Origin of the sequence: Enterobacter sp. MGH119 (genome assembly GCF_001037675.1) — a bacterium.
Taxonomy (GTDB): domain Bacteria; phylum Pseudomonadota; class Gammaproteobacteria; order Enterobacterales; family Enterobacteriaceae; genus Enterobacter; species Enterobacter hormaechei_C.
The window spans coordinates 1-20,069 of record NZ_KQ089936.1; the positions used below are offsets into that span (position 1 = coordinate 1).

Annotated in this window: 18 protein-coding genes and 3 pseudogenes; 13 read left to right on the top strand and 8 right to left on the bottom strand. The window is 51.1% G+C overall.

Going from position 1 to position 20,069, the window contains the following annotated elements; translation table 11 throughout:
• Window positions 1-93: 93 nt before the first annotated feature.
• A pseudogene (locus tag SK53_RS24095) lies at window positions 94-234 on the bottom strand (DUF6710 family protein); the annotation flags it as partial.
• A 266-nt stretch (window positions 235-500) separates the two neighbouring features.
• Here SK53_RS24095 and SK53_RS21205 point away from each other — a divergent pair.
• The 6 genes and pseudogenes from SK53_RS21205 to ppl all read left to right on the top strand — a co-directional run.
• Window positions 501-680 (top strand): annotated as a pseudogene (locus SK53_RS21205) (ArsR/SmtB family transcription factor); the annotation flags it as partial.
• Between the two features lie 64 nt (window positions 681-744).
• Complete coding sequence (locus SK53_RS21210) at window positions 745-1,449, top strand: IS6-like element IS26 family transposase (RefSeq protein WP_031995997.1); 705 nt, start codon at window positions 745-747, stop codon at window positions 1,447-1,449.
• Between the two features lie 46 nt (window positions 1,450-1,495).
• Window positions 1,496-1,795, top strand: a pseudogene (locus SK53_RS23070) (hypothetical protein); the annotation flags it as partial.
• A gap of 40 nt (window positions 1,796-1,835) precedes the next feature.
• Complete coding sequence (locus SK53_RS21220) at window positions 1,836-2,816, top strand: IS5-like element ISKpn26 family transposase (RefSeq protein WP_048209970.1); 981 nt, start codon at window positions 1,836-1,838, stop codon at window positions 2,814-2,816.
• Window positions 2,817-3,070: 254 nt separating this feature from the next.
• Window positions 3,071-3,244, top strand: coding sequence for a hypothetical protein (locus SK53_RS23965; protein ID WP_230683677.1), 174 nt, complete (start codon window positions 3,071-3,073; stop codon window positions 3,242-3,244).
• 347 nt (window positions 3,245-3,591) lie between these two features.
• Window positions 3,592-6,273, top strand: a complete 2,682-nt coding sequence (gene ppl, locus SK53_RS21225) for an anti-phage protein Ppl (RefSeq protein ID WP_032622986.1) — start codon at window positions 3,592-3,594, stop codon at window positions 6,271-6,273.
• Between the two features lie 207 nt (window positions 6,274-6,480).
• On the opposite strand, the gene SK53_RS21230 is transcribed toward ppl, so the two are convergent.
• Window positions 6,481-8,310: a hypothetical protein gene (locus SK53_RS21230; RefSeq protein ID WP_008502202.1), complete on the bottom strand. Its 1,830-nt coding sequence runs from the start codon at window positions 8,308-8,310 to the stop codon at window positions 6,481-6,483.
• 259 nt (window positions 8,311-8,569) lie between these two features.
• Window positions 8,570-9,556 (bottom strand): hypothetical protein, encoded by a 987-nt coding sequence (locus SK53_RS23970; protein ID WP_255349779.1) that lies wholly within the window; start codon window positions 9,554-9,556, stop codon window positions 8,570-8,572.
• A gap of 540 nt (window positions 9,557-10,096) precedes the next feature.
• Here SK53_RS23970 and SK53_RS21240 point away from each other — a divergent pair.
• The 4 genes from SK53_RS21240 to SK53_RS21255 are packed head-to-tail and all read left to right on the top strand — an operon-like array spanning window position 10,097 to window position 12,418.
• Window positions 10,097-10,399, top strand: coding sequence for a hypothetical protein (locus tag SK53_RS21240; protein ID WP_008502204.1), 303 nt, complete (start codon window positions 10,097-10,099; stop codon window positions 10,397-10,399).
• Window positions 10,400-10,448: 49 nt separating this feature from the next.
• A complete protein-coding gene (locus SK53_RS21245; protein ID WP_008502205.1) occupies window positions 10,449-10,778 on the top strand; it encodes a hypothetical protein in 330 nt (109 codons plus the stop codon).
• Between the two features lie 48 nt (window positions 10,779-10,826).
• Entirely contained in the window at window positions 10,827-11,645 is an 819-nt protein-coding gene (locus SK53_RS21250) for a hypothetical protein (protein WP_048209971.1), read from the top strand.
• Window positions 11,645-12,418: a site-specific integrase gene (locus SK53_RS21255; RefSeq protein ID WP_008502207.1), complete on the top strand. Its 774-nt coding sequence runs from the start codon at window positions 11,645-11,647 to the stop codon at window positions 12,416-12,418. Before SK53_RS21250 ends, SK53_RS21255 begins: the two co-directional genes overlap by 1 nt.
• A 60-nt stretch (window positions 12,419-12,478) precedes the next feature.
• On the opposite strand, the gene SK53_RS23080 is transcribed toward SK53_RS21255, so the two are convergent.
• Together SK53_RS23080 and SK53_RS21260 are read right to left on the bottom strand one after the other, a co-directional pair.
• The gene (locus tag SK53_RS23080; RefSeq protein WP_071530977.1) at window positions 12,479-12,784 is read right to left on the bottom strand and encodes a hypothetical protein; all 306 of its coding nucleotides are present in this window, start codon (window positions 12,782-12,784) and stop codon (window positions 12,479-12,481) included.
• Window positions 12,781-13,407 carry a ParA family plasmid-partitioning AAA ATPase gene (locus SK53_RS21260; protein ID WP_008502208.1) on the bottom strand — a complete coding sequence of 209 codons (627 nt, stop codon included), beginning with the start codon at window positions 13,405-13,407 and terminating at the stop codon, window positions 12,781-12,783. The genes SK53_RS23080 and SK53_RS21260 overlap by 4 nt, the downstream gene beginning before the upstream one ends.
• A gap of 232 nt (window positions 13,408-13,639) precedes the next feature.
• Between SK53_RS21260 and SK53_RS21265 the strand changes: the two genes are divergently transcribed.
• On the top strand, window positions 13,640-14,998 hold the full coding sequence (locus tag SK53_RS21265; protein ID WP_008502209.1) for a hypothetical protein: 1,359 nt from the start codon (window positions 13,640-13,642) through the stop codon (window positions 14,996-14,998).
• 299 nt (window positions 14,999-15,297) lie between these two features.
• Here the strand turns inward: SK53_RS21265 and repE are convergent, their stop codons facing one another.
• The 3 genes from repE to umuD form a co-directional block, all read right to left on the bottom strand.
• A complete protein-coding gene (gene repE / locus SK53_RS21270; RefSeq protein ID WP_008502210.1) occupies window positions 15,298-16,053 on the bottom strand; it encodes a replication initiation protein RepE in 756 nt (251 codons plus the stop codon).
• 443 nt (window positions 16,054-16,496) lie between these two features.
• On the bottom strand, window positions 16,497-17,768 hold the full coding sequence (locus SK53_RS21275) for a Y-family DNA polymerase (RefSeq protein ID WP_048209972.1): 1,272 nt from the start codon (window positions 17,766-17,768) through the stop codon (window positions 16,497-16,499).
• Entirely contained in the window at window positions 17,768-18,199 is a 432-nt protein-coding gene (umuD, locus tag SK53_RS21280; RefSeq protein WP_048209973.1) for a translesion error-prone DNA polymerase V autoproteolytic subunit, read from the bottom strand. The genes SK53_RS21275 and umuD overlap by 1 nt, the downstream gene beginning before the upstream one ends.
• A gap of 232 nt (window positions 18,200-18,431) precedes the next feature.
• Here umuD and parM point away from each other — a divergent pair, with 232 nt between their 5' ends.
• On the top strand, window positions 18,432-19,403 hold the full coding sequence (parM, locus tag SK53_RS21285) for a plasmid segregation protein ParM domain-containing protein (RefSeq protein ID WP_080336844.1): 972 nt from the start codon (window positions 18,432-18,434) through the stop codon (window positions 19,401-19,403).
• A 2-nt stretch (window positions 19,404-19,405) separates the two neighbouring features.
• On the top strand, window positions 19,406-20,068 hold the full coding sequence (locus SK53_RS21290) for a plasmid partitioning/stability family protein (protein ID WP_048209974.1): 663 nt from the start codon (window positions 19,406-19,408) through the stop codon (window positions 20,066-20,068).
• Window position 20,069 lies beyond the last annotated feature (1 nt).

A 20,069-nucleotide genomic window follows, 5' to 3' on the forward strand; every position in this document is an offset into this window, starting at 1 on the left:
GCTGAAAATGCCGGCCTTTGAATGGGTTCATGTGCAGCTCCATCAGCAAAAGGGGATGATAAGTTTATCACCACCGACTATTTGCAACAGTGCCATTACCTCACCCTCACCGGCCAGAACGCCGCTGGCAATAGAATGGTTCCCTCCTCGTACAAAGCCTATCCGCCAGGGCAACCACAAAGTAACGCGGTGGTTAATATCCTGTACCCACGGATTGCCCTTAGCGCTGCCTATATGGGGTCTGAGGTCCAACCATGCGAAAAACCACGTTAAGAAAGCAACCTTCTGAAAAGGCGACGTTTATCAGTTTTTTTTCCGGCCATAAAGGGGGCGGAAATTATTCCCTGCACGGGTATTCGCAAGGATTTCGGTAGTGCTCTGGCTCTGCCCCCCATAACCTGGCGGACAGAGCATGATTGGGAAAGCGGTACCCTCACGGCAGAAACGATTGACGCAGGCTATATTTCTATTATTCTGGAAATATAGATAAAGGAGGTATTATGGATTTAAACACTGCTGCAAACGCACTTCGAGAACTGGGCCACCCGACACGTCTCAGCATATACCGGGAGCTGGTCAGGGCGGGTCATGAAGGCCTGCCGGTTGGCGAACTGCAGAAGCACCTTGAGATTCCTGCCTCCACGCTCAGCCATCATCTTTCAGCGCTGATATCCGCTGGACGGCACTGTTGCAAATAGTCGGTGGTGATAAACTTATCATCCCCTTTTGCTGATGGAGCTGCACATGAACCCATTCAAAGGCCGGCATTTTCAGCGTGACATCATTCTGTGGGCCGTACGCTGGTACTGCAAATACGGCATCAGTTACCGTGAGCTGCAGGAGATGCTGGCTGAACGCGGAGTGAATGTCGATCACTCCACGATTTACCGCTGGGTTCAGCGTTATGCGCCTGAAATGGAAAAACGGCTGCGCTGGTACTGGCGTACCCCTTCCGATCTTTGCCCGTGGCACATGGATGAAACCTACGTGAAGGTCAATGGCCGCTGGGCGTATCTGTACCGGGCCGTCGACAGCCGGGGCCGCACTGTCGATTTTTATCTCTCCTCCCGTCGTAACAGCAAAGCTGCATACCGGTTTCTGGGTAAAATCCTCAACAACGTGAAGAAGTGGCAGATCCCGCGATTCATCAACACGGATAAAGCGCCCGCCTATGGTCGCGCGCTTGCTCTGCTCAAACGCGAAGGCCGGTGCCCGTCTGACGTTGAACACCGACAGATTAAGTACCGGAACAACGTGATTGAATGCGATCATGGCAAACTGAAACGGATAATCGGCGCCACGCTGGGATTTAAATCCATGAAGACGGCTTACGCCACCATCAAAGGTATTGAGGTGATGCGTGCACTACGCAAAGGCCAGGCCTCAGCATTTTATTATGGTGATCCCCTGGGCGAAATGCGCCTGGTAAGCAGAGTTTTTGAAATGTAAGGCCTTTGAATAAGACAAAAGGCTGCCTCATCGCTAACTTTGCAACAGTGCCCATGTTGCGCCACTTCAGATCAAAGACCTACTGGAAGACTTTTTCTTACCTGTTGCACGTGATGGTGCGAGTATGAGGGAGATTCAGATAAGAGTCCTTAAAGGACTGTCTATGCTGAGTAAGGGTTGGCCTGGGATGTTTGCTGAAGCCGCACATATACTGGCATCTGAAACATTAGAGCATGCAACTCGTACTGGTCATATAGCCCATGACGAATATCTTATAAAATCAATTTATTATAATTTATTCAGTGGCGAAAATCCTAAGGAAGGTGCGAACAAGTTCCTGATATGAGATCATCATATTCATCCGGAGCGCATCCCAGAGGGACATCATGAGCCATCAACTCACCTTCGCCGATAGTGAATTCAGCACTAAGCGCCGTCAGACCCGAAAAGAGATTTTCCTCTCCCGCATGGAGCATATTCTGCCATGGCAGAATATGACCGCTGTCATCGAGCCGTTTTATCCCAAGGCGGGCAATGGCCGACGGCCCTATCCGCTGGAGACCATGCTGCGTATTCACTGCATGCAGCATTGGTACAACCTGAGCGACGGTGCCATGGAAGATGCCCTGTACGAAATCGCCTCCATGCGCCTGTTTGCCCGATTATCCCTGGATAGCGCCCTGCCGGATCGCACCACCATCATGAATTTCCGCCACCTGCTCGAGCAGCATCAACTGGCCCGTCAATTGTTCAAGACCATCAATCGCTGGCTGGCCGAAGCAGGCGTCATGATGACCCAAGGCACTTTGGTGGATGCCACCATCATTGAGGCACCCAGCTCTACCAAGAACAAAGAGCAGCAACGCGATCCGGAGATGCATCAGACCAAGAAAGGCAATCAGTGGCACTTTGGCATGAAGGCCCACATTGGTGTCGATGCCAAGAGTGGCCTGACCCACAGCCTGGTCACCACCGCGGCCAACGAGCATGACCTCAATCAGCTGGGTAATCTGCTTCATGGAGAGGAGCAATTTGTCTCAGCCGATGCCGGCTACCAAGGAGCGCCACAGCGCGAGGAGCTGGCCGAGGTGGATGTGGACTGGCTGATCGCCGAGCGTCCCGGCAGGGTAAAAACCTTGAAGCAGCATCCGCGCAAGAACAAAACGGCCATCAACATCGAATACATGAAAGCCAGCATCCATGCCAGGGTGGAGCACCCGTTTCGCATCATCAAGCGGCAGTTCGGCTTCGTGAAAGCCAGATACAAGGGGCTGCTGAAAAACGATAACCAACTGGCGATGTTATTCACCCTGGCCAACCTGTTTCGGGTGGACCAAATGATACGTCAGTGGGAGAGATCTCAGTAAAAACCGGAAATAACGCCAGAAATGGTGGAAAAAATAGCCTAAATAGGCTGATTCGATGTGTTTGCGGGAAAAAAATCGGCCCAGATCCGCGAAATTTTAATCAGCGAGTCAGCTTGGGAAGACATGATCTGCTTATTCGCACCTTCCTTAGCATACATGTTGATGTATCGGCCAGAGGTAGCCGCTCTCTGCCCTTCAGGATCAATAACTGTCTTATTTACCTTGTCCTCAATTCCGAACAGAAATTTTCACTTATGGTCAGTGCTGAATCCTTTGGTGAACTCAGGTTGTTCAGGTATCCGGATGGAACCCTTTTTAACACTTTCTACCGCAGCAACGGTGATCCACTTGAAGGTGTGATGAAAACGCTCTGGGAAATGGAGATGGAAATTACCGATACACCAGTGGTGCGGTTTGAACATCGCTGAGCAAAATTAAGGTGACCCCGGATGGGGTCGCTGTTAAATTGCTTTGTTGTTAATAATTAATTTGAATTGCGATATTTACAGCAATAATCCACTCATCACAACAATTCACTCTTTTTTGTGCTTATCCTGCAATAATCTCTCTCTTCCTCTCCTGAGATCCGAAAAGATGTTAAGTCGGATCCTTGGCCAGCGCTGGCTCATAACTATGAAGTAAAGGAGAGTGATTTATACCGGGACTTTGGTTGATGGGACATAATACCCCTGGAACATATGAGTAAAAATGTCATTCTCTGTGTACAAAATCTCTTATAGTTGGGAGACTTCTAAAGCGCCATGGAAAAGGAACAATGATGGTAGGATCTCGCTGGTATAAATTTGATTTTCATAACCATACTCCGGCTTCACATGATTACAGATTGCCTGATATCACTCCCAGAGAATGGCTTCTTGCTTACATGCGGCAGCAGGTCGATTGCGTTGTTATCAGCGATCATAACAGCGGTGCCTGGATCGACATCCTGAAAGATGAGCTGGATAAAATGTTTCAGGATGCGAGTACCGGCGAGCTGCCTGAATTCCGACCACTGACGCTTTTTCCGGGGGTGGAGCTGACATCAACCGGCAATGTCCACATTTTGGCAGTTCTTCACACGCACAGCACCACTGCCGATGTGGAAAGGCTTCTGGCCCAGTGCAATAACAACTGCCCCATTCCACGTAATGCCCAAAATCACCAGCTGGTTCTCCAGCTGGGACCAGCCGGTATCATTAACAATATTCGCCGTAACCCTGAAGCGGTCTGTATTCTTGCCCACATAGATGCGGTTAAAGGCATTCTTCAAAGCCTGACCAATCAGGGAGAATTGACGGCCGCATTTCAGGAAAAACCCCATGCGGTTGAGATCAGAAATCAGGTGGAAAATATTACTGATGGAACCCATCGACGACTTATTGATGGTTTGCCGTGGCTACGGGGCTCAGACGCGCACCATCCTGAACAGGCCGGTGCACGAACCTGCTGGCTAAAAATGTCGTCCCCTGATTTTGACGGGCTCCGACATGCCCTGCTTGATCCGGATAACTGTGTTCTTTTCGATCAGCTCCCTCCCGAGGAACCTGCTTCGCATTTACGTAGTCTGAAGCTCAGAACCCGTTACTGCCAGCCTGCAAATCAGGACGCAGCGTCGGTAGAATTCAGTCCTTTTTATAACGCCGTAATTGGCTCTAGGGGCAGCGGTAAGTCCACGCTCATCGAAAGTATTCGTCTTGCTATGCGTAAGACCGGGGGACTCACTGCGTCCCAGAACCGGAATCTGAGCCAGTTCAGTGAGTCGGGGATGACAGAAGATTCCTTCATCGAATGTGTGTTTCATAAAGAAGGCACCGATTTCAGGCTCAGCTGGCGACCGGGTGGTAACCATGAATTACACATCTTCAGTGACGGCGAATGGATGCCTGACAACCACTGGTCGGCGGACCGTTTCCCGCTCTCGATCTACAGTCAGAAAATGCTCTACGAGTTGGCTTCGGACACCGGTGCATTCCTGCGCGTCTGTGACGAGAGTCCGATGGTGAATAAACGGGCCTGGAATGAGCGATGGGAAGAGCTGGAGCGAGAATTTCTGAACGAAAAAATCACCCTGCGTGGCCTCCGGGCCAGACAGGTGACAGCTGACTCGCTGCAGGGAGAATTATCTGATGCACAGCGTGCTGTCAGCCAACTGCAGTCAAGCACCTACTATCCCGTTTGCAGCCAGCTGGCTGTGGCCAGGAGTGAGCTTTCTGCTGTGACCTTCCCTCTGGAACTCTACGAGCAGCATATTGCAGCCATTCAGGCTCTGGCAGCAGAACCGCAGCAGATACCCGTCATTCCACCGGCTCCGTCCGACACACTGACGGAATTCATGGCCCGCCTGTCATCTGTACAACAGCATTACGACCAACGACTTAATGTTCTCCTGGCAGAATGTGCTGCTGAGCTCAGCGACATCAGGCAGGAACAGTCTTTTAAGGCTCTGGGTATTGCCGTCAGTGAGCAGGAGGCCGCAGTGGAAGCTGAAGCTGTTGCCCTCAGGGCTCAGGGACTTAATCCCGATGTGCTCAACGAACTGATGACGCGCTGTGAGTCACTGCAAAATGAGCTGAGAAATTACGACGGCCTTGACGGAATGATTACTGCCTCACTGGCGCGGTCTGATCTGTTACTGGCTGATATGCGTGCTCACCGAATGACACTGACACATAACCGGAAAGCGTTTCTGTCTTCCCTGTCTCTTAGCGATCTGGATATCAAGATCCTGCCTCTTTGTGCCCCGCATGAAGAGATCGTGTCTGGTTATCAGGCAGTTACTGGTATCAGTAATTTTGCCGAACGCATCTATGATCACGGTGACGGGAGTGGTTTACTGCATGCATTTGTCAGCCAGCGTCCATTCAGCCCCCAACCTGCTGCAACAGAGCAAAAATACAGGGCGCTGGACGAATTGAAAGCGCTGCACCAGGAAATCCGTCAGGATAACTCCGGGGCAGGGGCCTCGCTTCATGGTACTTTCCGGAATCGCCTCAGAGGTCTGAATGACCAGCAGATGGATGCACTGCAATGCTGGTATCCCGACGACGGCATTCACATCCGGTATCGGACACCCGGAGGACAAATGGAGGATATTTCGTCCGCTTCTCCGGGACAAAAAGGGGCGAGCATGCTTCAGTTCCTTTTATCTTATGGCACTGATCCACTCCTGCTGGACCAACCGGAGGATGACCTGGACTGTCTGATGCTGAGCATGAGCGTAATACCCGCGATTATGTCGAACAAGAAACGCCGGCAGCTTATTATTGTGTCGCATTCTGCCCCTATCGTGGTTAACGGAGATGCAGAATACGTTATCAGTATGCAGCATGATCGTACCGGCCTGTATCCAGGACTTTGCGGCGCGCTTCAGGAAGCCCCGATGAAGGCACTGATATGCAGGCAAATGGAGGGAGGCGAAAAAGCGTTTCGTTCACGATATGAGCGTATTCTGAGCTAAAGAGTGGGTTGCTGCAATGCCTGATGAGCCATTCCAGTAGACCACGGAGATTCTGCAACAGGCCGGAACGTCTTGGTACAGGACGCAAAGATCAGATGAATGGTCTTTGCGCCTTTTCAGAACAGTTGTTCAGGTCGACCGCGCGCTCCGGATGAGGCTGTTAATATCACTTTTTCTTTTACGCCACACCGCCATCAGGGCAGATCATCAGTCATGAGCATTAAGCCACGCAATCAGACGCGCATCGCTGCGGGATATTGTCCCCTCAATCATTTTTTTCTCAATGGCTGCAATCGCTTTCTTTTCAGTGATCTCGTGCAGAGGATTGAGCTCCCTGAATACGGATTCAGCGGTGAACTGACATCGGGTAAATGCTTCCTCAGCGGTACTAACGCTGGGATGTATCACGACAATATTAAACAACGCGCTGATGGTTGCCCTCAGATAATGTTCCAGATTCACCGTCAGTAGGTCAATATGCGGGCTGGTACCCGCATTATGCACAATTGTGTTTCTCAGAAGATAAAGCCGGTGTAGATGTCGGGTGACTTTCTCGGCATGTTGCTCCAGTTTATGTGCCATTTTTTCGGGTGACGCGCAGATCCCGGCAAGCTTACGCACCCGGTACATTACATACGGATACCGCCGCAAATCTTCCTGCAGCTCACGGGCACGGTCAGCATCTTTAAGGAGAGAATATAGTTGACCAAGCGGAAGTAACGCTATGTCTGGTACGCGTAAGGGATGTCCGGGCTCCCGTTGAATGAAGCTGAGTACTTGTCGGAGTGAAAACAGCTGTTTGACGATATAATCCAGTACCATACATGGAACCACTACGCTGATGACATGCTGTTCATGTGAAGGCGTGCCGGATGCAACGCCTAATGTTAATGATTCAAGAGCAGACCAGTAAGCGGTGAATCGACTTTCCTGTACTTGGCTTTCAATTCCGTTTCGGAAAAAACGAAAGGCAGAACTGATTTTTTTTCGGGAAACGACAGGTGTATCCGTAAACAGTCGATCCATCGCAACCATAAAGCGTGCAAATTCCTCGTCTGTTAAACGGTCCGCATTTGCCTCGATTTCATTATCGAATCGCGGCACTTCGATTTCTCCGTCGTCCCTGATAATCGTGAACTGTTTCTGGACCGTGATTTCCCCTTTCCCCGCCATATAGGCAATCACATCCAGGGATTCACGCAGCATCTGACCGGCCATGTTACGGGCCGATGCATCAGACATTGAACAGACTGGAATGTCGACAGAGAGGGTAAAGCGTGATCGGGATTCAGTCAGTGGCCGGAATACGCATCCATTGAACTGCAGCGTGGGTCCCTGCGTGTTAAGTAGATTATGCAGTTTCTCACTGGTAATAAACATTCGGACCGTCACTTTTCTGGTAGGGGTCACCAGTTTCTGCCGGAACGAATGAAAGGCATCACGAAATGCGTCTGGTTCAGCATTCATATTGCGGAAGATATTGTTGTACAACAGATAACATTCTGTCAGTGTCATTCCCCGGGTGAGAAGAACACTCATGATCCCGTTCGTCAGCGCGTAAATATTCTGAGCATTTCGTTCTTCAAAGGCCTGTTCCGTAAACAATTCCTGCTCAAGCATCTCAAGCGCCTCCGTTACATAACTGGCCTCGGTGACTTCAGCCAGTTGCACACAAAGGCTGCTGATGAGGCGTGGACGTCTTTCCACGGTACTTCGTGTGGGATCGGGGAGGATATCCCTGTCCAGAAGTCTCATCAGCTGATCGGGTATGCCACCAAAGGCCTCTCTCTTGAGAACCTGATCATTTTCAAGTAATTCAAGTAATTCAGTTGCAACCCTGAGTCTTTTTTTATCAGCACTGAAACGATCTTCCATTCCGTAAAGAAACAGCAGTTCCCGGATGGTACTGAGGGTGTTGCTGTACCCGACACGATCCGTGTCCGGGCTGTATTTATGGCAGAAATTAGCCCAGCACTCTGTAAAATAGAGCTGACGCTCAGTGAGTGCATCCCTGCTAAGACGTCGGTCGATGCGCATAGGTCTGGAAATCTCTTGTTCTGTGAGTTATGATTCATTCATACCATATTTAAATCATCTGCCGCCATGCGGGGGATGTTACCGAAAAAACCGGCTCTCCCTTCCGTCAGTGGTTTAATCCCGGGGAGGCTCAGAGCCTCATATTCAGAAAGCCACCCCCAGAGGGTGGCTTTTTTCATTTGGTCGACCATCAGCAGGAATATGCCGCCCGGGACCTTTCACTAGCGAAGATAATCCGCCGCTGTGGCCTTCCCCGGGGTCACCGATGATGAACCGGAATTGTAGCGGCATACGGGCGCAGACTGTCATCCACTGTGCTGACAAGCAGACTCGCCACTTCGCTAAGGGTTTCCGCAGGGCCGGTACGTTCGTCCGCCAGGGTATAGCAATGCAGTGAACTGCTTTCATCGTGAAAACGGAAACCCAAACCGAGCGTATTAAAGTGGCCCACCTTCGGTACCCCGTAGCCTGGATCAGGCGTCAGTATATGGCCATTGAGTCCCGGAATCTGGAAAAAATCGAACACACCAGTCGGCAGTGTCCGCGTGTTCTCGGCGCGCAGCGTCAGAAGCACCTGGCTCAGTCCCTGCTGCCCGCTCTCATCTTGAAACACGGATACCCGGCTGTACAGACCCACGGCATGCGCTTCACTGAGCCCATCCGCAGGCTCATAACCCATCACACCGCGAAGCTGGTTAATCTGAGAGTAGTAATCCTGGCGGCGATACCAGGTACCCCAGAAGCGCGCAATGCTGGCCCAGAAGGCTTCAATCGTCGGCTCATCGCGACTGGCGACCTCACAGAACAGGGCAAAATAGAGCGCCGTTCCCCCGTAGAACTGCTGCTCTCTCGCCATCACCTGGCTGGTTCGCATCCGGAGGTACTGCGCATTACGAAGCAAAATACGTGTCAGATCATCTTCCGTGTGGATACCAAGCAGATCGCGGTAGGCCGCCTCAAACTGCGGTGCCGGAGGAGCACAGTTCCAGGCTGGCAGGAGATGACTGGCGTTATACTGGGCAATATCCTGATCCAGGGACGCGACAAGCGGGCTCTTGAGACAGAAGACGTGGATGATACTGCCCATGCTGGCATTGACCATCTCACGCAGCAGTGCAGACTGGTTAATATCACACGCCTTTGCCACTTCTTTCAGTGCGAGGCCCTGGTCGGTCGGAATGCCCTTGAGCGAGACTGACACGGTCCCCTGGGATGCATTTTGCTCAGATGAAGTCTGACTATCCATAATGAACACCTCTTTGACGTTTTAAGCTAAAACAGAAATAATACTCCCATTTGGTAATTTACACCCAAACTGGAGGTGATAATACTATTTCATTTATGTATTACTTTTTCAAGAATTTTATTACCTTTTCGCCTTCTCATCATTCCGGATCCGATTTCTGGTGGTTCCGGATCTTCCGGAACAGCCCCGGCGCGCAGCGGCCTAAAAACACAATATGTGCTACGCCATAGGCTGATTTTTCTTCTATATATAGTGTTTACCCCCTTCCCTGCGACCCTTCGTGCAGGGGCAGATATTGCCGCTTTGTTTATTCCCTCACCGTGTTACACTTCCGGAAAGTTGTTATATGACGGAAAGTCGGATCTGCCGGAAACGGGTATCCGGTAATTTAATGGCGTGGTTATATGGCTGCTTATTATCTTTCTGGTGATATTCATGGCAGGAAAAATAAGCAGGGGAATATTCAGGTGGGTGACTGATGCAGTCCTGTGCGCAGTCAGTTGTGCTGCACATAATAATTACTCTGAGTGACTATTGCGTATGAATACATCATCACATGAAAGCGAGCGCGTCCCGGTTTCACTTGAAACCGTCTGGCGGGCGCTGACCGCCCTCGGTCATCAGCGGCTCTGGCTCCGCCCTCCGGATGAGCGGAGCGTGAACACTTGGCTGATCGTCACCTGGGACGGCCTGACGGTGGCTGAGCGAATCAGAAATTCCGGAACGTGGTGGCTGGCCGGGGATGCGAATGCCATCTACACCAATCCGGAACGGATCGTCCCGGACGGGCTGGAAGAGCTCACCTTGCTCTCTGTGCAGCGGCGAATGAAGGACGGATTCTGAGAACGTCATGAGATAACTGGTGGCGGGATTTCTCAGTAGAGGAAGGGTTATGTGTGATTTATGCAGGGCGGACGGAAATTACTTTCACTCGGCTGAATGCGTATATGACCAGCTGGTCAGTGAGTACCCCGTTATGTGGCTGCGGGACTCGACCCGGATTGGCGCCTGCTACACGCTCCGTGAGCTGCTGTCGCCGGAAGGGATGGTGCTGGCCATACAGAACGCGCCTCCCGTGACGGGATGGCGGCTGCGTATGTGGTATAACGAGGCCACAGATGAAGAGATCGACCCGCTGCGCGGGGACTGTACCGAGCTGCCCTCCAGGACGTACGCCCTGTTGGCCTTTGAGCCGTTCCGTGAAGGCGCTACGTCAGTATGACCGACGGGATTTTTCATTTACAGAACCATACAGAAGGGTACTGGCATTATGGGAAGCATGAAAGACCAGATGATTGATATTGAATCTGAACGATTTGATAAATGGCTTGCGGAAAATTCTCCGGATGTTGTACCCGGCTCAGAAGAATGGGAACAGGCCGCTAACCTTTATTACTGGGAACAGGAGTATCTCGCCGATCAGGCTCAGTGGGATCATGAACACGGGCTGTTTGTGGCTTCCCTGAACAATGTTCATCAGCGTTACCTTCACGCCAGGCAGGAGTTGAAGGGGCTGTATACCCTGCTCGATACAGAGCAGCCTGAACTGGTGTACAGGATGTCTTTCGTCCATGCCGTGACGGTCATGGAGGCGTACCTGATGTACTGCGCCAGGGCTCTGCTGGAAGAGGATTTTCCGCTTACACGGTTCAGGGATGAGTTTTATATGAAGTCCGATAAAATCAAAAATCCGGTAAAACATGCTGCCCGTGAAATGGCTCTTTCTATGTTCCGGCCTGCGGCGCAGAATTTTGTTTCCCGGATGACGTTTCATAACGTAAAAACCATTGAGCGCTATTTCGGGACTGTGCTTCATATACCGCCCGTCTGGCCAACTGAGCCGCTGGGTATCATCGCAGACTGGCGAAACGATCTGGTACACCGCAACGGTGTGGATGTGCATGATGTGCAACGAGTGATATCAGCGCCGCAGCTGCAAAGCGCCCTGCAGAAAGTGTCGGATCTGATAGAGGCTGCAGATCATTCCCTGCGTCTGGAAGTGGACTATTTTGGTAACTCGCGTACCGAAGAAAACCGGGAAATCATTGCGGAAGCACTGCGCATATCCCCGGGCGGAGAATCATCCTGATGACCGGACTCGTTACCCTGGGAGGGTATTCGACCACAGGGGCTCAGTTACCTGTTTCTATCGACTATCCGGCGGCGCTGGCCCTGCGTCAGATGGCTCTGGTTCAGGACGAACTGCCGAAATACCTGCTGGCCCCGGAAGTGAGTGCCCTGCTCCACTATGTGCCCGACCTTCACCGCAAGATGCTTCTTGCTACCCTGTGGAACACCGGCGCCCGTATTAACGAAGCACTGGCCCTGACCCGGAGTGATTTTTCCCTGGCACCGCCCTATCCGTTCGTGCAGCTGGCCACACTCAAACAAAGGGCTGAAAAAGCCGCCAGAACGGCTGGCCGTGCGCCCGTCGGCAGTCAGACTCACCGGCTGGTACCGCTTTCTGATGCGAATTATGTCGGTCAACTGGAGATGATGGTGGCCACGCTGAAAATTCCTCTTGAACGACGTAATAAGCGAAGCGGCAGAACCGAGAAGGCACGCATCTGGGAGATCACCGACCGGACGGTCCGCACCTGGCTCAGCGAAGCAGTTGAAGCCGCAGCGGCCGACGGGGTGACGTTCTCCGTGCCGGTGACCCCGCACACGTTCCGTCATTCCTACGCGATGCACATGCTGTATGCCGGTATACCACTGAAGGTGCTGCAGAGTTTGATGGGGCATAAGAGCATCAGTTCGACTGAGGTGTATACGAAGGTGTTTGCGCTCGATGTCGCGGCACGGCACCGGGTGCAGTTCCAGATGCCGGGCGATGAGGCGGTAGCGTTGCTAAAAAAATAGATGATTAAGATAGCAAGATAGTAATTTATTATCTTGCCATCTTATTAAGTTATTAAATTATTATTTTAATCTAGATTTTTCAATGAGTTGAGATATTTCTTCTCGCGATAAATTTTCTAACGCCATCACTGCAGCTCTAACTACATCTGATCTATTGACTCTCCTGTTCCCTGATAACATCTCTTCCCTTATGACATTATCAATTGAGCTAAGATTCTCTTCAGCAAGAGAGATGCTGACTGGTTTTGCTTTACTAGTCGCAGGTTTATTACTTGGTTCGTCAAGATTTTTTGCAGTAAGGCCAGCTGAACCTCCATTTATAAACGAAGCTTCATCCTTTGGCGGCGTATGTGCTCTATTTCTCACAGAATGATCTCCTTAACCAGAGCTTCAATTTCTTCTTGGGCTTTGATGTTCTGTGTTTCAAAAATAGTCATTGATTCGGCCCAGGCATCCCTGTGAGCTTTTCTGTCACATACGCGAGCATTAGACAGATTCATTTCCGGAAAGTCTTTGAGAACATCCGCCGCCTGATTAGCTTCATTAACGAACATGTTAGTTGGTGTCATATTCAACACTAAATACCCACGTACAGACTCGTTGAAATCTTTAGCAGCAGTAAAAACAGAGCATGTATGAGGTACAACATCCAAATCCATTTGGGACGGTCGTAAAGGGGAAATAAACACATCTGCAGCCATTAATCCACTTCGCATCTCTGCACTGTCACGGCCAGCACAATCGGCGATTACAAAGTCATAAGATTTTTCATGCTCTTTAAGCATGGCTTTGATGTTGCCGGACGCTCCAGTCACAGGCATATGAGGCAAGTTCTCTGGTCGATTGTTATACCAGGTCAGCACTGATTTTTGATCGTCGGCATCTACAATGAGAACTCGCTTTCCTAATGCCATAAGATATGCAGCGATGGAAACTGCGAGCGTACTTTTACCTACTCCACCTTTTTGACTACCAAGAACAATGATCATATTCCGCACACCTTGTTTGTTATCTTATTAAGATAATAGGATAGCAAACATTAATTTTCAATATGCGCTGGAGTTGATATTTTGTTATCATGCTAACTTAATATGTTAACAACTAAATTAAATTCAATTGATTAGAATGTAACACTACCATCTTGCGATATTAATAAGATATTACGATAACAAGATGCTATCTTGTTATCGTAATCGCACTTTTGAGTGAAGGAGTAAAGCAATGGACCTGGTGTGGAAAAAAAATCCAAGGGGAAGGCTTGAAAGGAAACTGAATCTGGCAGAGAGAGAGGCATTGCTGCATGTGTTCAGCAACGGTCGAAAACCCGCTCAGGCTGATTTACGTATAGCAAATTCTGTGCTTGAAGAAATGGACCGCCGTAAGTTGTGGTTAAAATGCGATTGCGTCGAACATGACCCGAACATTGAAGGTCCTTTTAACTGCGAGGTTAACGTTGCCAGGTTACGCCACGTCAAGACGACAAGACAGCATGATGAACAGTGCCCTTTGTTCAGGCTAAAGAAAAGTAAGGACGCTGATAACACTATCACTGAAGGAAAAACCAGCCCACTAAATCCGGTTGGCGGTAATGACTGGCTACCTGACAAGAAGAAAGACACCAAAATCACCGCTGTGGAAGGGCCGGTAGTGCCCCGTAAGCGTCGACGCAAAACTCTTAAACCCATTCCGGCTCTAGGCCGAAAATTGCTGACTCTCATTCAGGCAGCTGGCCTGAACCAACTTGAACTAGTACCTGAATATAAAAGTCCGGGGTTAGTCGGTTCGGTCAAAAGAATAAAAGAAGTTCTGGATGAACATACAATGGGCAATGGAACACAGCTTAATATGCTGTTCAGTTGCGCGCCCTGGCTGTCCCTCGAACGGATTAACGACATGCTGACTCAGCTGGAAGTCTCACTGCAGACTGATAGCAGTGATAAGGAGTCATGCGTGTATATCATTGGTATTGCGACCGATGCCAGTCGGGAAGAAGTAACCTTTAGCGTTCGGAGTAATACTTTTATCCATAGGCCTGAAGCCCGAGTCAGTATCAATGGCGAAAGCACCTACAACACTGGCAGTCGGGCCCCATACTGGGCAATTCTGGAATACCGCAGAGGTAGGGATGGCAAGGTTTACTGCCATGAGGGCTATGCGCATGCTGCGTATACGCTTGATAATCCTGTGCCTGTGGATAGCAACAAAGAACGCGACACACTGAAGGTAATAATAAACGCCAGCAGCTATGCTGGCCGTCAGGAAAATCATCCGGATGCTATCAGCCTCAGCAAGCCACTTTTCACGTCTAAAAGCACTAAAAATGGGGTGGAGGAGGTCATTCATCCTGACTTCATACTGAATGTAGTTCCGAGCAAAGAAAACATCGTTACCACTTTGATCATCGAAACAATGGGCTCTGAATCCGAGGAGTATGTCGAGCGTAAACTGCAAACACATAGCTGGATGGAGCAGGAAGGTGTGCTCTTAACTGATCCTCCGGGTTGGCCAGAACCTTCAGACAGGACATTTAACAGCTTCCTGCTCAAACACATTTTTAGTGCAGGGAAAATGCACAATTAGTTCAGGCAGCGGTTTTGAATTCAAATAGTGACAATGCACCCTCAGCCAGAAGTGGAAAGGACGCACTTAAGTGTGACAAACGACACTCAGGGCTGAGGGGATATGTGACAAGCTGCACTGAACTAAATGTGACAAATTGCCCTCATTAAGTGTATTTAAAGCACAAAATCGGAACCATGTAGTTCCAGAAAACCAGTCAGGGCAAAGGAAGACAAACTATTCTGTGACAAATCACCCTGAGAGCTTTAACTCTAGTGTGACAAACCACCCTGCTAATTGTGACAAATCACCCTCAAAACTCACTCAGGTGTAATCGACATTATGTCGCTGAAAGAAAAGACTATATGAGTCGTCTGGCGTCCTTTCTTTTTCTCTATATAAGACAGGCGCATTGGCGTTCTGCTGTTAATCTCATCGACACTCGCCTGCAGGAACCTACGGCGAAAGTCCGGCATACGCTGATAACTTTGCGGAAGCTGATAGCGCTCCATGATCCAGTCTATTTTCAGGGATACCACGCCAGAGCCATCCGGCTTACGGTACTGGCATAATGACTCGTACAGGCGCATGGCATAGGGATTGGTGATCTCTTTCGTTTCACTTAGTCGGAACTGTGTGAAACGGTTCTGAAGGCCAATAAAGAAAGGAATGAGGTACGGGTTAATATGAACGCTGTAGAGCCCTCTGGAGGGACTATGGGCACGTTTGATGAACCAGGGAAAGGACTCATAACCTTTTTCTTCCCCGGCATCCTCTTCAGGCCGATAAAAGACCACTTCTTTACCCGCGAATCCCTTGAGAGCCTGACGGATATCTTTGCTTGCCTCGGCGGAGGTCAACCCGAAGGTTTCCGCATATTTGGCGACCTGAATTTCACAGATCCCATCATGCTCCTGCAGCGTACCGTCAGATTTTCTGATCTGGTCCACAAAGAGATATAGCATACGCTTTTGATCGCGGGACAGACTGTATGCCGCCTCAGTAAGTTCGTTTGACTGAACAATACGCGGGCTATTCTTACGTTTTTTATGGTTGATAACCGCAACTTCCGTCATGACAGATCCGTGTAAAGTGTGACAGATTTTAAGATTGTCACACTAAATGAAAAAGAGTCAACAGGTAGGGATAACTTTGTGAAATACTGCAGCTTTTGAGGGCAATTTGTCACAGGGTAAAGGGCAATCTGTCACAGATAAACCGGGGTTTTGAGGGTGATTTGTCACACTGAAAGGGCAAATTGTCACAAAGATCCTTCTCAAACCCGCATGAATAAAGGGCTGAGAGACGTTCTAAAAAGGTAAACCTAACAACATATTAAAAAGATCTTATAAAAATATGTCCGTGGATAAGTGGATAAACCTGAAGGAGCTAACCATTAGACTCCGAGCGTAAGCAGAATTTATCCGTGCAGTTCCCTGGTGCTTCCTCGCTCACTCGCGGGCTTCGCCCTGTCGTTCGGCTGCGGCGAGCACTACTGGCTCTCTCTGAAAAGCGAAATTTAACCGATCCTCGCTATGGGGATATCTTTCCAGCGTGTGGTATACGCAGGGGAGAGCATATCGCGTTTCATCTGCCATGCAGGCGCAATCCCTCGTCCTGCAAACCAGATCTGTCCCAGTCCGGAATGATTAATGCCATCAAGAACCTTCATCAGCTCAGCGCTGTGAGGACGTGGCGGACGTTCGTCGAACAGCTGCAGCTGCGAAACGCCGGAGCCGGTGAAGTCATTCAGCATCACACCGGCTTTGGCATACCGGTGGCCATCCTTCCAGATACGCTCCAGAGCCGTTGTGGCGGCCGCAATAATGTCCCGGGTGTCCTGGGTGGGGGTAAGCAGTTTCTCCGTGGCCACGTTGCCATAGTAAGGCTCTTTAACGGCGAACGGAGACGTTTTGATGAAAACGGAAATATGCCGGCAATACTGGTGTTCTTTACGCAGCTTTTCTGAGGCCCGCTCTGCGTACTGACAGACAGCCTGGCGGAGCGAATCGTACTCCGTGATTTTCTCTCCAAAACTGCGGCTGCAGACAATCTGCTGTTTCACTGGCGGGGCTTCCTCAAGTGACATACAGCTTTCCCCGTTCAGCTCCCGGACCGTTCGCTCAAGGACCACGGAGAAATTTTTGCGGATAAAGGCCGGGTTCGTCAGGGCAAGATCGAGAGCGGTCCTGATGCCCAGTACATTGAGCTTGCGTGCAATGCGGTTTCCCACGCCCCAGATCTCTTCGACCGGCTGCAGTGAAAGCAGTTTCCGCGTTCGCTGAGGATTCCCCCGGGTCAGGGCGAGCACGCCGCGAAACTGTTTCCACTCCTTTGAGGCCCACTGGGCTGATTTCGCCAGCGTTTTCGTTGGTCCGGCGCCCACACCGATGGTCAGACGGGTACAGTCATACACGTGCTGGCGCAGCTGCCGGCCGAAATCCTCAAGATCCATGCAGTGCTCCACGCCTGTCAGGTCAAGGAACATCTCGTCGATCGAATACTGTTCCACCCTGGGGGCCAGCTCCTCCAGGCAGTTCATCACGCGCGCCGACATCGAGGCGTAAAGCTCATAATTGCTTGAAAAACAGTATATTTGTTCCGGGTAAAGCTCGTTCTTTATCTGGAACCACGGGGTGCCCATTTTGATCCAGGGCTTCGCCTCGGCGCTGCGTGCGATCACATTTCCGTCGTTGTTGCTCAGGACGACGATCGGCTTTCCTTTCAAATCCGGGCGGAAAACGCGTTCGCAGCTGGCATAAAAGCTGTTCACATCGGCCAGGGCAAACATCAGTACATCTCCCTCGGGCGGTGGATGATGTGCGTGACGACGCCAAAGATATCCAGATCGTCCGGGTCGGGATAAATCGGCGACCAGGCGGCGTTCATTGGCTGCAGCGTCAGTCGTGGCGTCAGCAGAAGCCGTTTAACCGTAAACTCCCCCTGCACGCTGGCCACAACAATATCGCCGTGCCGGGGCTTCTCTGCACTGTCCACAACCAGCAGATCGCCATTGTAAAGGCTGCCGTCGGACATGCTGTCACCGCTGGCACGGAGATAGTAAGTCGCGCTCGGGTGCCGTATGCAGTAATCATGGAGATCCAGGTCGGACTCGACATAGTCAGCGGCAGGGCTGGGAAAACCGCAGCTGGCCAGGTCTGCAAACAACGGATGGGCCTGTGGCGGGAGTGCTTTCCCGGTGCTGAAAAACTGCAGTTTCATCTTTCCTCCTGACGTCTAAATATACTGGTTATGCATACAGTATATTTAACAGCGCGAGGATAATCCAGATCACCTGCTTCATGAACAGGGTGAGTAACCTAAGTTACTCAAAATGCTATTTACCCTCATTGTGAGATTTTTAAATTACTCACAATGAGAAAATAAGGCTTTTGTTTTGCCATTTTGCTCTTATAATATGTATCAAATTGAGTTTAATTAACGGAGCATAATGATGAATATTTACTGCGATGATGGTTCAACTAATGTTAAGCTGGCATGGTTTGAAGGAAACGAGCTGCAGACCCGGGTTTCAGCTAACTCCTTCCGGCATGGCTGGAAAGTGGCGGAATTCAGTGCCGCAACGTTCAACTATCAGGTGGGCACGCTGAAATACACCTGGGACAGCGTCAGCCGGGATGCCATCCCGACGACAAACGTGGAATACCAGTACGGTGATCTCAACCTGCTGGCCGTGCATCATGCCCTGCTGAACAGCGGACTTGAGCCGCAGCCGGTGAGCCTGACCGTGACGCTGCCCCTGAGCGAGTATTATGACGGGGACTGCCAGCGGAACGAGGAGAACATCCGACGCAAACGGGAAAACCTGATGCGTGAGCTGGTTCTGAATAAGGGCAGGGCATTTACCGTAACGGACGTGAAGGTAATGCCGGAATCACTGCCGGCGGCGTTCTCCCGTCTCGCCGAGCTGAAGCCCGGACCCGCTGAGACCACACTGATTATCGATCTCGGCGGAACCACGCTCGATGCCGGCGTGATTGTCGGACAGTTTGATGATATCAGTGCGGTACACGGCAATCCGTCTGTCGGCGTGTCACAGGTCACCCGCGCAGCTGCAGGCGCGCTGCGGGCTGCAGACAGCGAAACCAGCGCGCTTATTGCTGACACGGTCATCCGCAACCGCAATGATCGTCAGTATCTGCAGCGAGTGATCAACGATGCCGGAAAAATTGACGATGTTCTGAACAAAATTACAGAGGCAATCACTTCCCTGGGCGCGCGCGTCACCAGTGAGCTGACGGCCTTCAGGAACGTTAACCGGGTATTCCTGGTCGGGGGAGGGGCATCCCTCATTGAAGAGGCTATCCGTCAGGCCTGGCCTCTGGCTCCTGACCGTATCGAGGTTATCGGCGATCCGCAGCTGGCGCTGGCCAGAGAGATTGCCCTTTACAATAAAGAGGACTAAACGTGCCGGACGGCCAGTATTCTTTCTATCTGCACAGCGACGATCGCACCGACATCGCGGCGATGGCGACCATCAGCACCATCTCACAGCCCCTGCGTGGTGACTTCATCCGGACCGCCGTCACCGCTGGGGCGGTGATGTACCAGACGGATGCACGTTTACCGGCGCTGATCCCGGTGTTCTTTGACGGGTATCTGAGCGCCATCCGGCTTTGTGCCGTGATGGCGCTGGTATCCGGCACCTGGTCTTCACTCTCAGGACTTCCTGATGAGCCTGATGGTGGCGTGGCGGCTCTGGCCATGTCACCGGAGACGGAATACCAGCGCCGGCGTTACACCCTGACGCTTCAGGATGACCGGAGCAGTGAACGGGTTGAGCGTGTGCTGACGGGCGTGTCATCCCGCCTGCGCGGAGAGCTGCTGAGAAACCTGATTATCACCGGTCTGGCCCTGCATACGACCGCACCGGAGCTGCCGCGTCTGCTGGCCAGTATGCCGGTACCGCCCGGCACGGTCAGCGAGCTGCAGGTTCTGGTTCAGCAGATGGCTGGTACGGCTGACGTGAGTATGGCTGCAGTGCCGGAGAAACCAGCGGAGCCTGCCGCACCGGTATCCGCTGAAGCGACCAGGATAAAGAAAAATATGCGCCGGGCATTCGGAGACTAGA

Excerpts from the sequence above, each read along its gene's own strand:
- SK53_RS23965 (WP_230683677.1), top strand. The coding sequence starts at position 3,071 with ATGGTCAGTGCTGAATCCTTTGGTGAACTCAGGTTGTTCAGGTATCCG.
- SK53_RS21275 (WP_048209972.1), bottom strand. The coding sequence starts at position 17,768 with ATGTTTGCCCTGGCCGATGTGAACAGCTTTTATGCCAGCTGCGAACGC.
- SK53_RS21240 (WP_008502204.1), top strand. The coding sequence starts at position 10,097 with ATGAATACATCATCACATGAAAGCGAGCGCGTCCCGGTTTCACTTGAA.
- SK53_RS21255 (WP_008502207.1), top strand. The coding sequence starts at position 11,645 with ATGACCGGACTCGTTACCCTGGGAGGGTATTCGACCACAGGGGCTCAG.
- SK53_RS21260 (WP_008502208.1), bottom strand. The coding sequence starts at position 13,407 with ATGATCATTGTTCTTGGTAGTCAAAAAGGTGGAGTAGGTAAAAGTACG.
- SK53_RS21220 (WP_048209970.1), top strand. The coding sequence starts at position 1,836 with ATGAGCCATCAACTCACCTTCGCCGATAGTGAATTCAGCACTAAGCGC.
- umuD (WP_048209973.1), bottom strand. The coding sequence starts at position 18,199 with ATGAAACTGCAGTTTTTCAGCACCGGGAAAGCACTCCCGCCACAGGCC.
- ppl (WP_032622986.1), top strand. The coding sequence starts at position 3,592 with ATGATGGTAGGATCTCGCTGGTATAAATTTGATTTTCATAACCATACT.
- SK53_RS21230 (WP_008502202.1), bottom strand. The coding sequence starts at position 8,310 with ATGCGCATCGACCGACGTCTTAGCAGGGATGCACTCACTGAGCGTCAG.
- SK53_RS21210 (WP_031995997.1), top strand. The coding sequence starts at position 745 with ATGAACCCATTCAAAGGCCGGCATTTTCAGCGTGACATCATTCTGTGG.
- SK53_RS21265 (WP_008502209.1), top strand. The coding sequence starts at position 13,640 with ATGGACCTGGTGTGGAAAAAAAATCCAAGGGGAAGGCTTGAAAGGAAA.
- parM (WP_080336844.1), top strand. The coding sequence starts at position 18,432 with ATGAATATTTACTGCGATGATGGTTCAACTAATGTTAAGCTGGCATGG.
- SK53_RS21245 (WP_008502205.1), top strand. The coding sequence starts at position 10,449 with ATGTGTGATTTATGCAGGGCGGACGGAAATTACTTTCACTCGGCTGAA.
- SK53_RS23970 (WP_255349779.1), bottom strand. The coding sequence starts at position 9,556 with ATGGATAGTCAGACTTCATCTGAGCAAAATGCATCCCAGGGGACCGTG.
- repE (WP_008502210.1), bottom strand. The coding sequence starts at position 16,053 with ATGACGGAAGTTGCGGTTATCAACCATAAAAAACGTAAGAATAGCCCG.
- SK53_RS21250 (WP_048209971.1), top strand. The coding sequence starts at position 10,827 with ATGGGAAGCATGAAAGACCAGATGATTGATATTGAATCTGAACGATTT.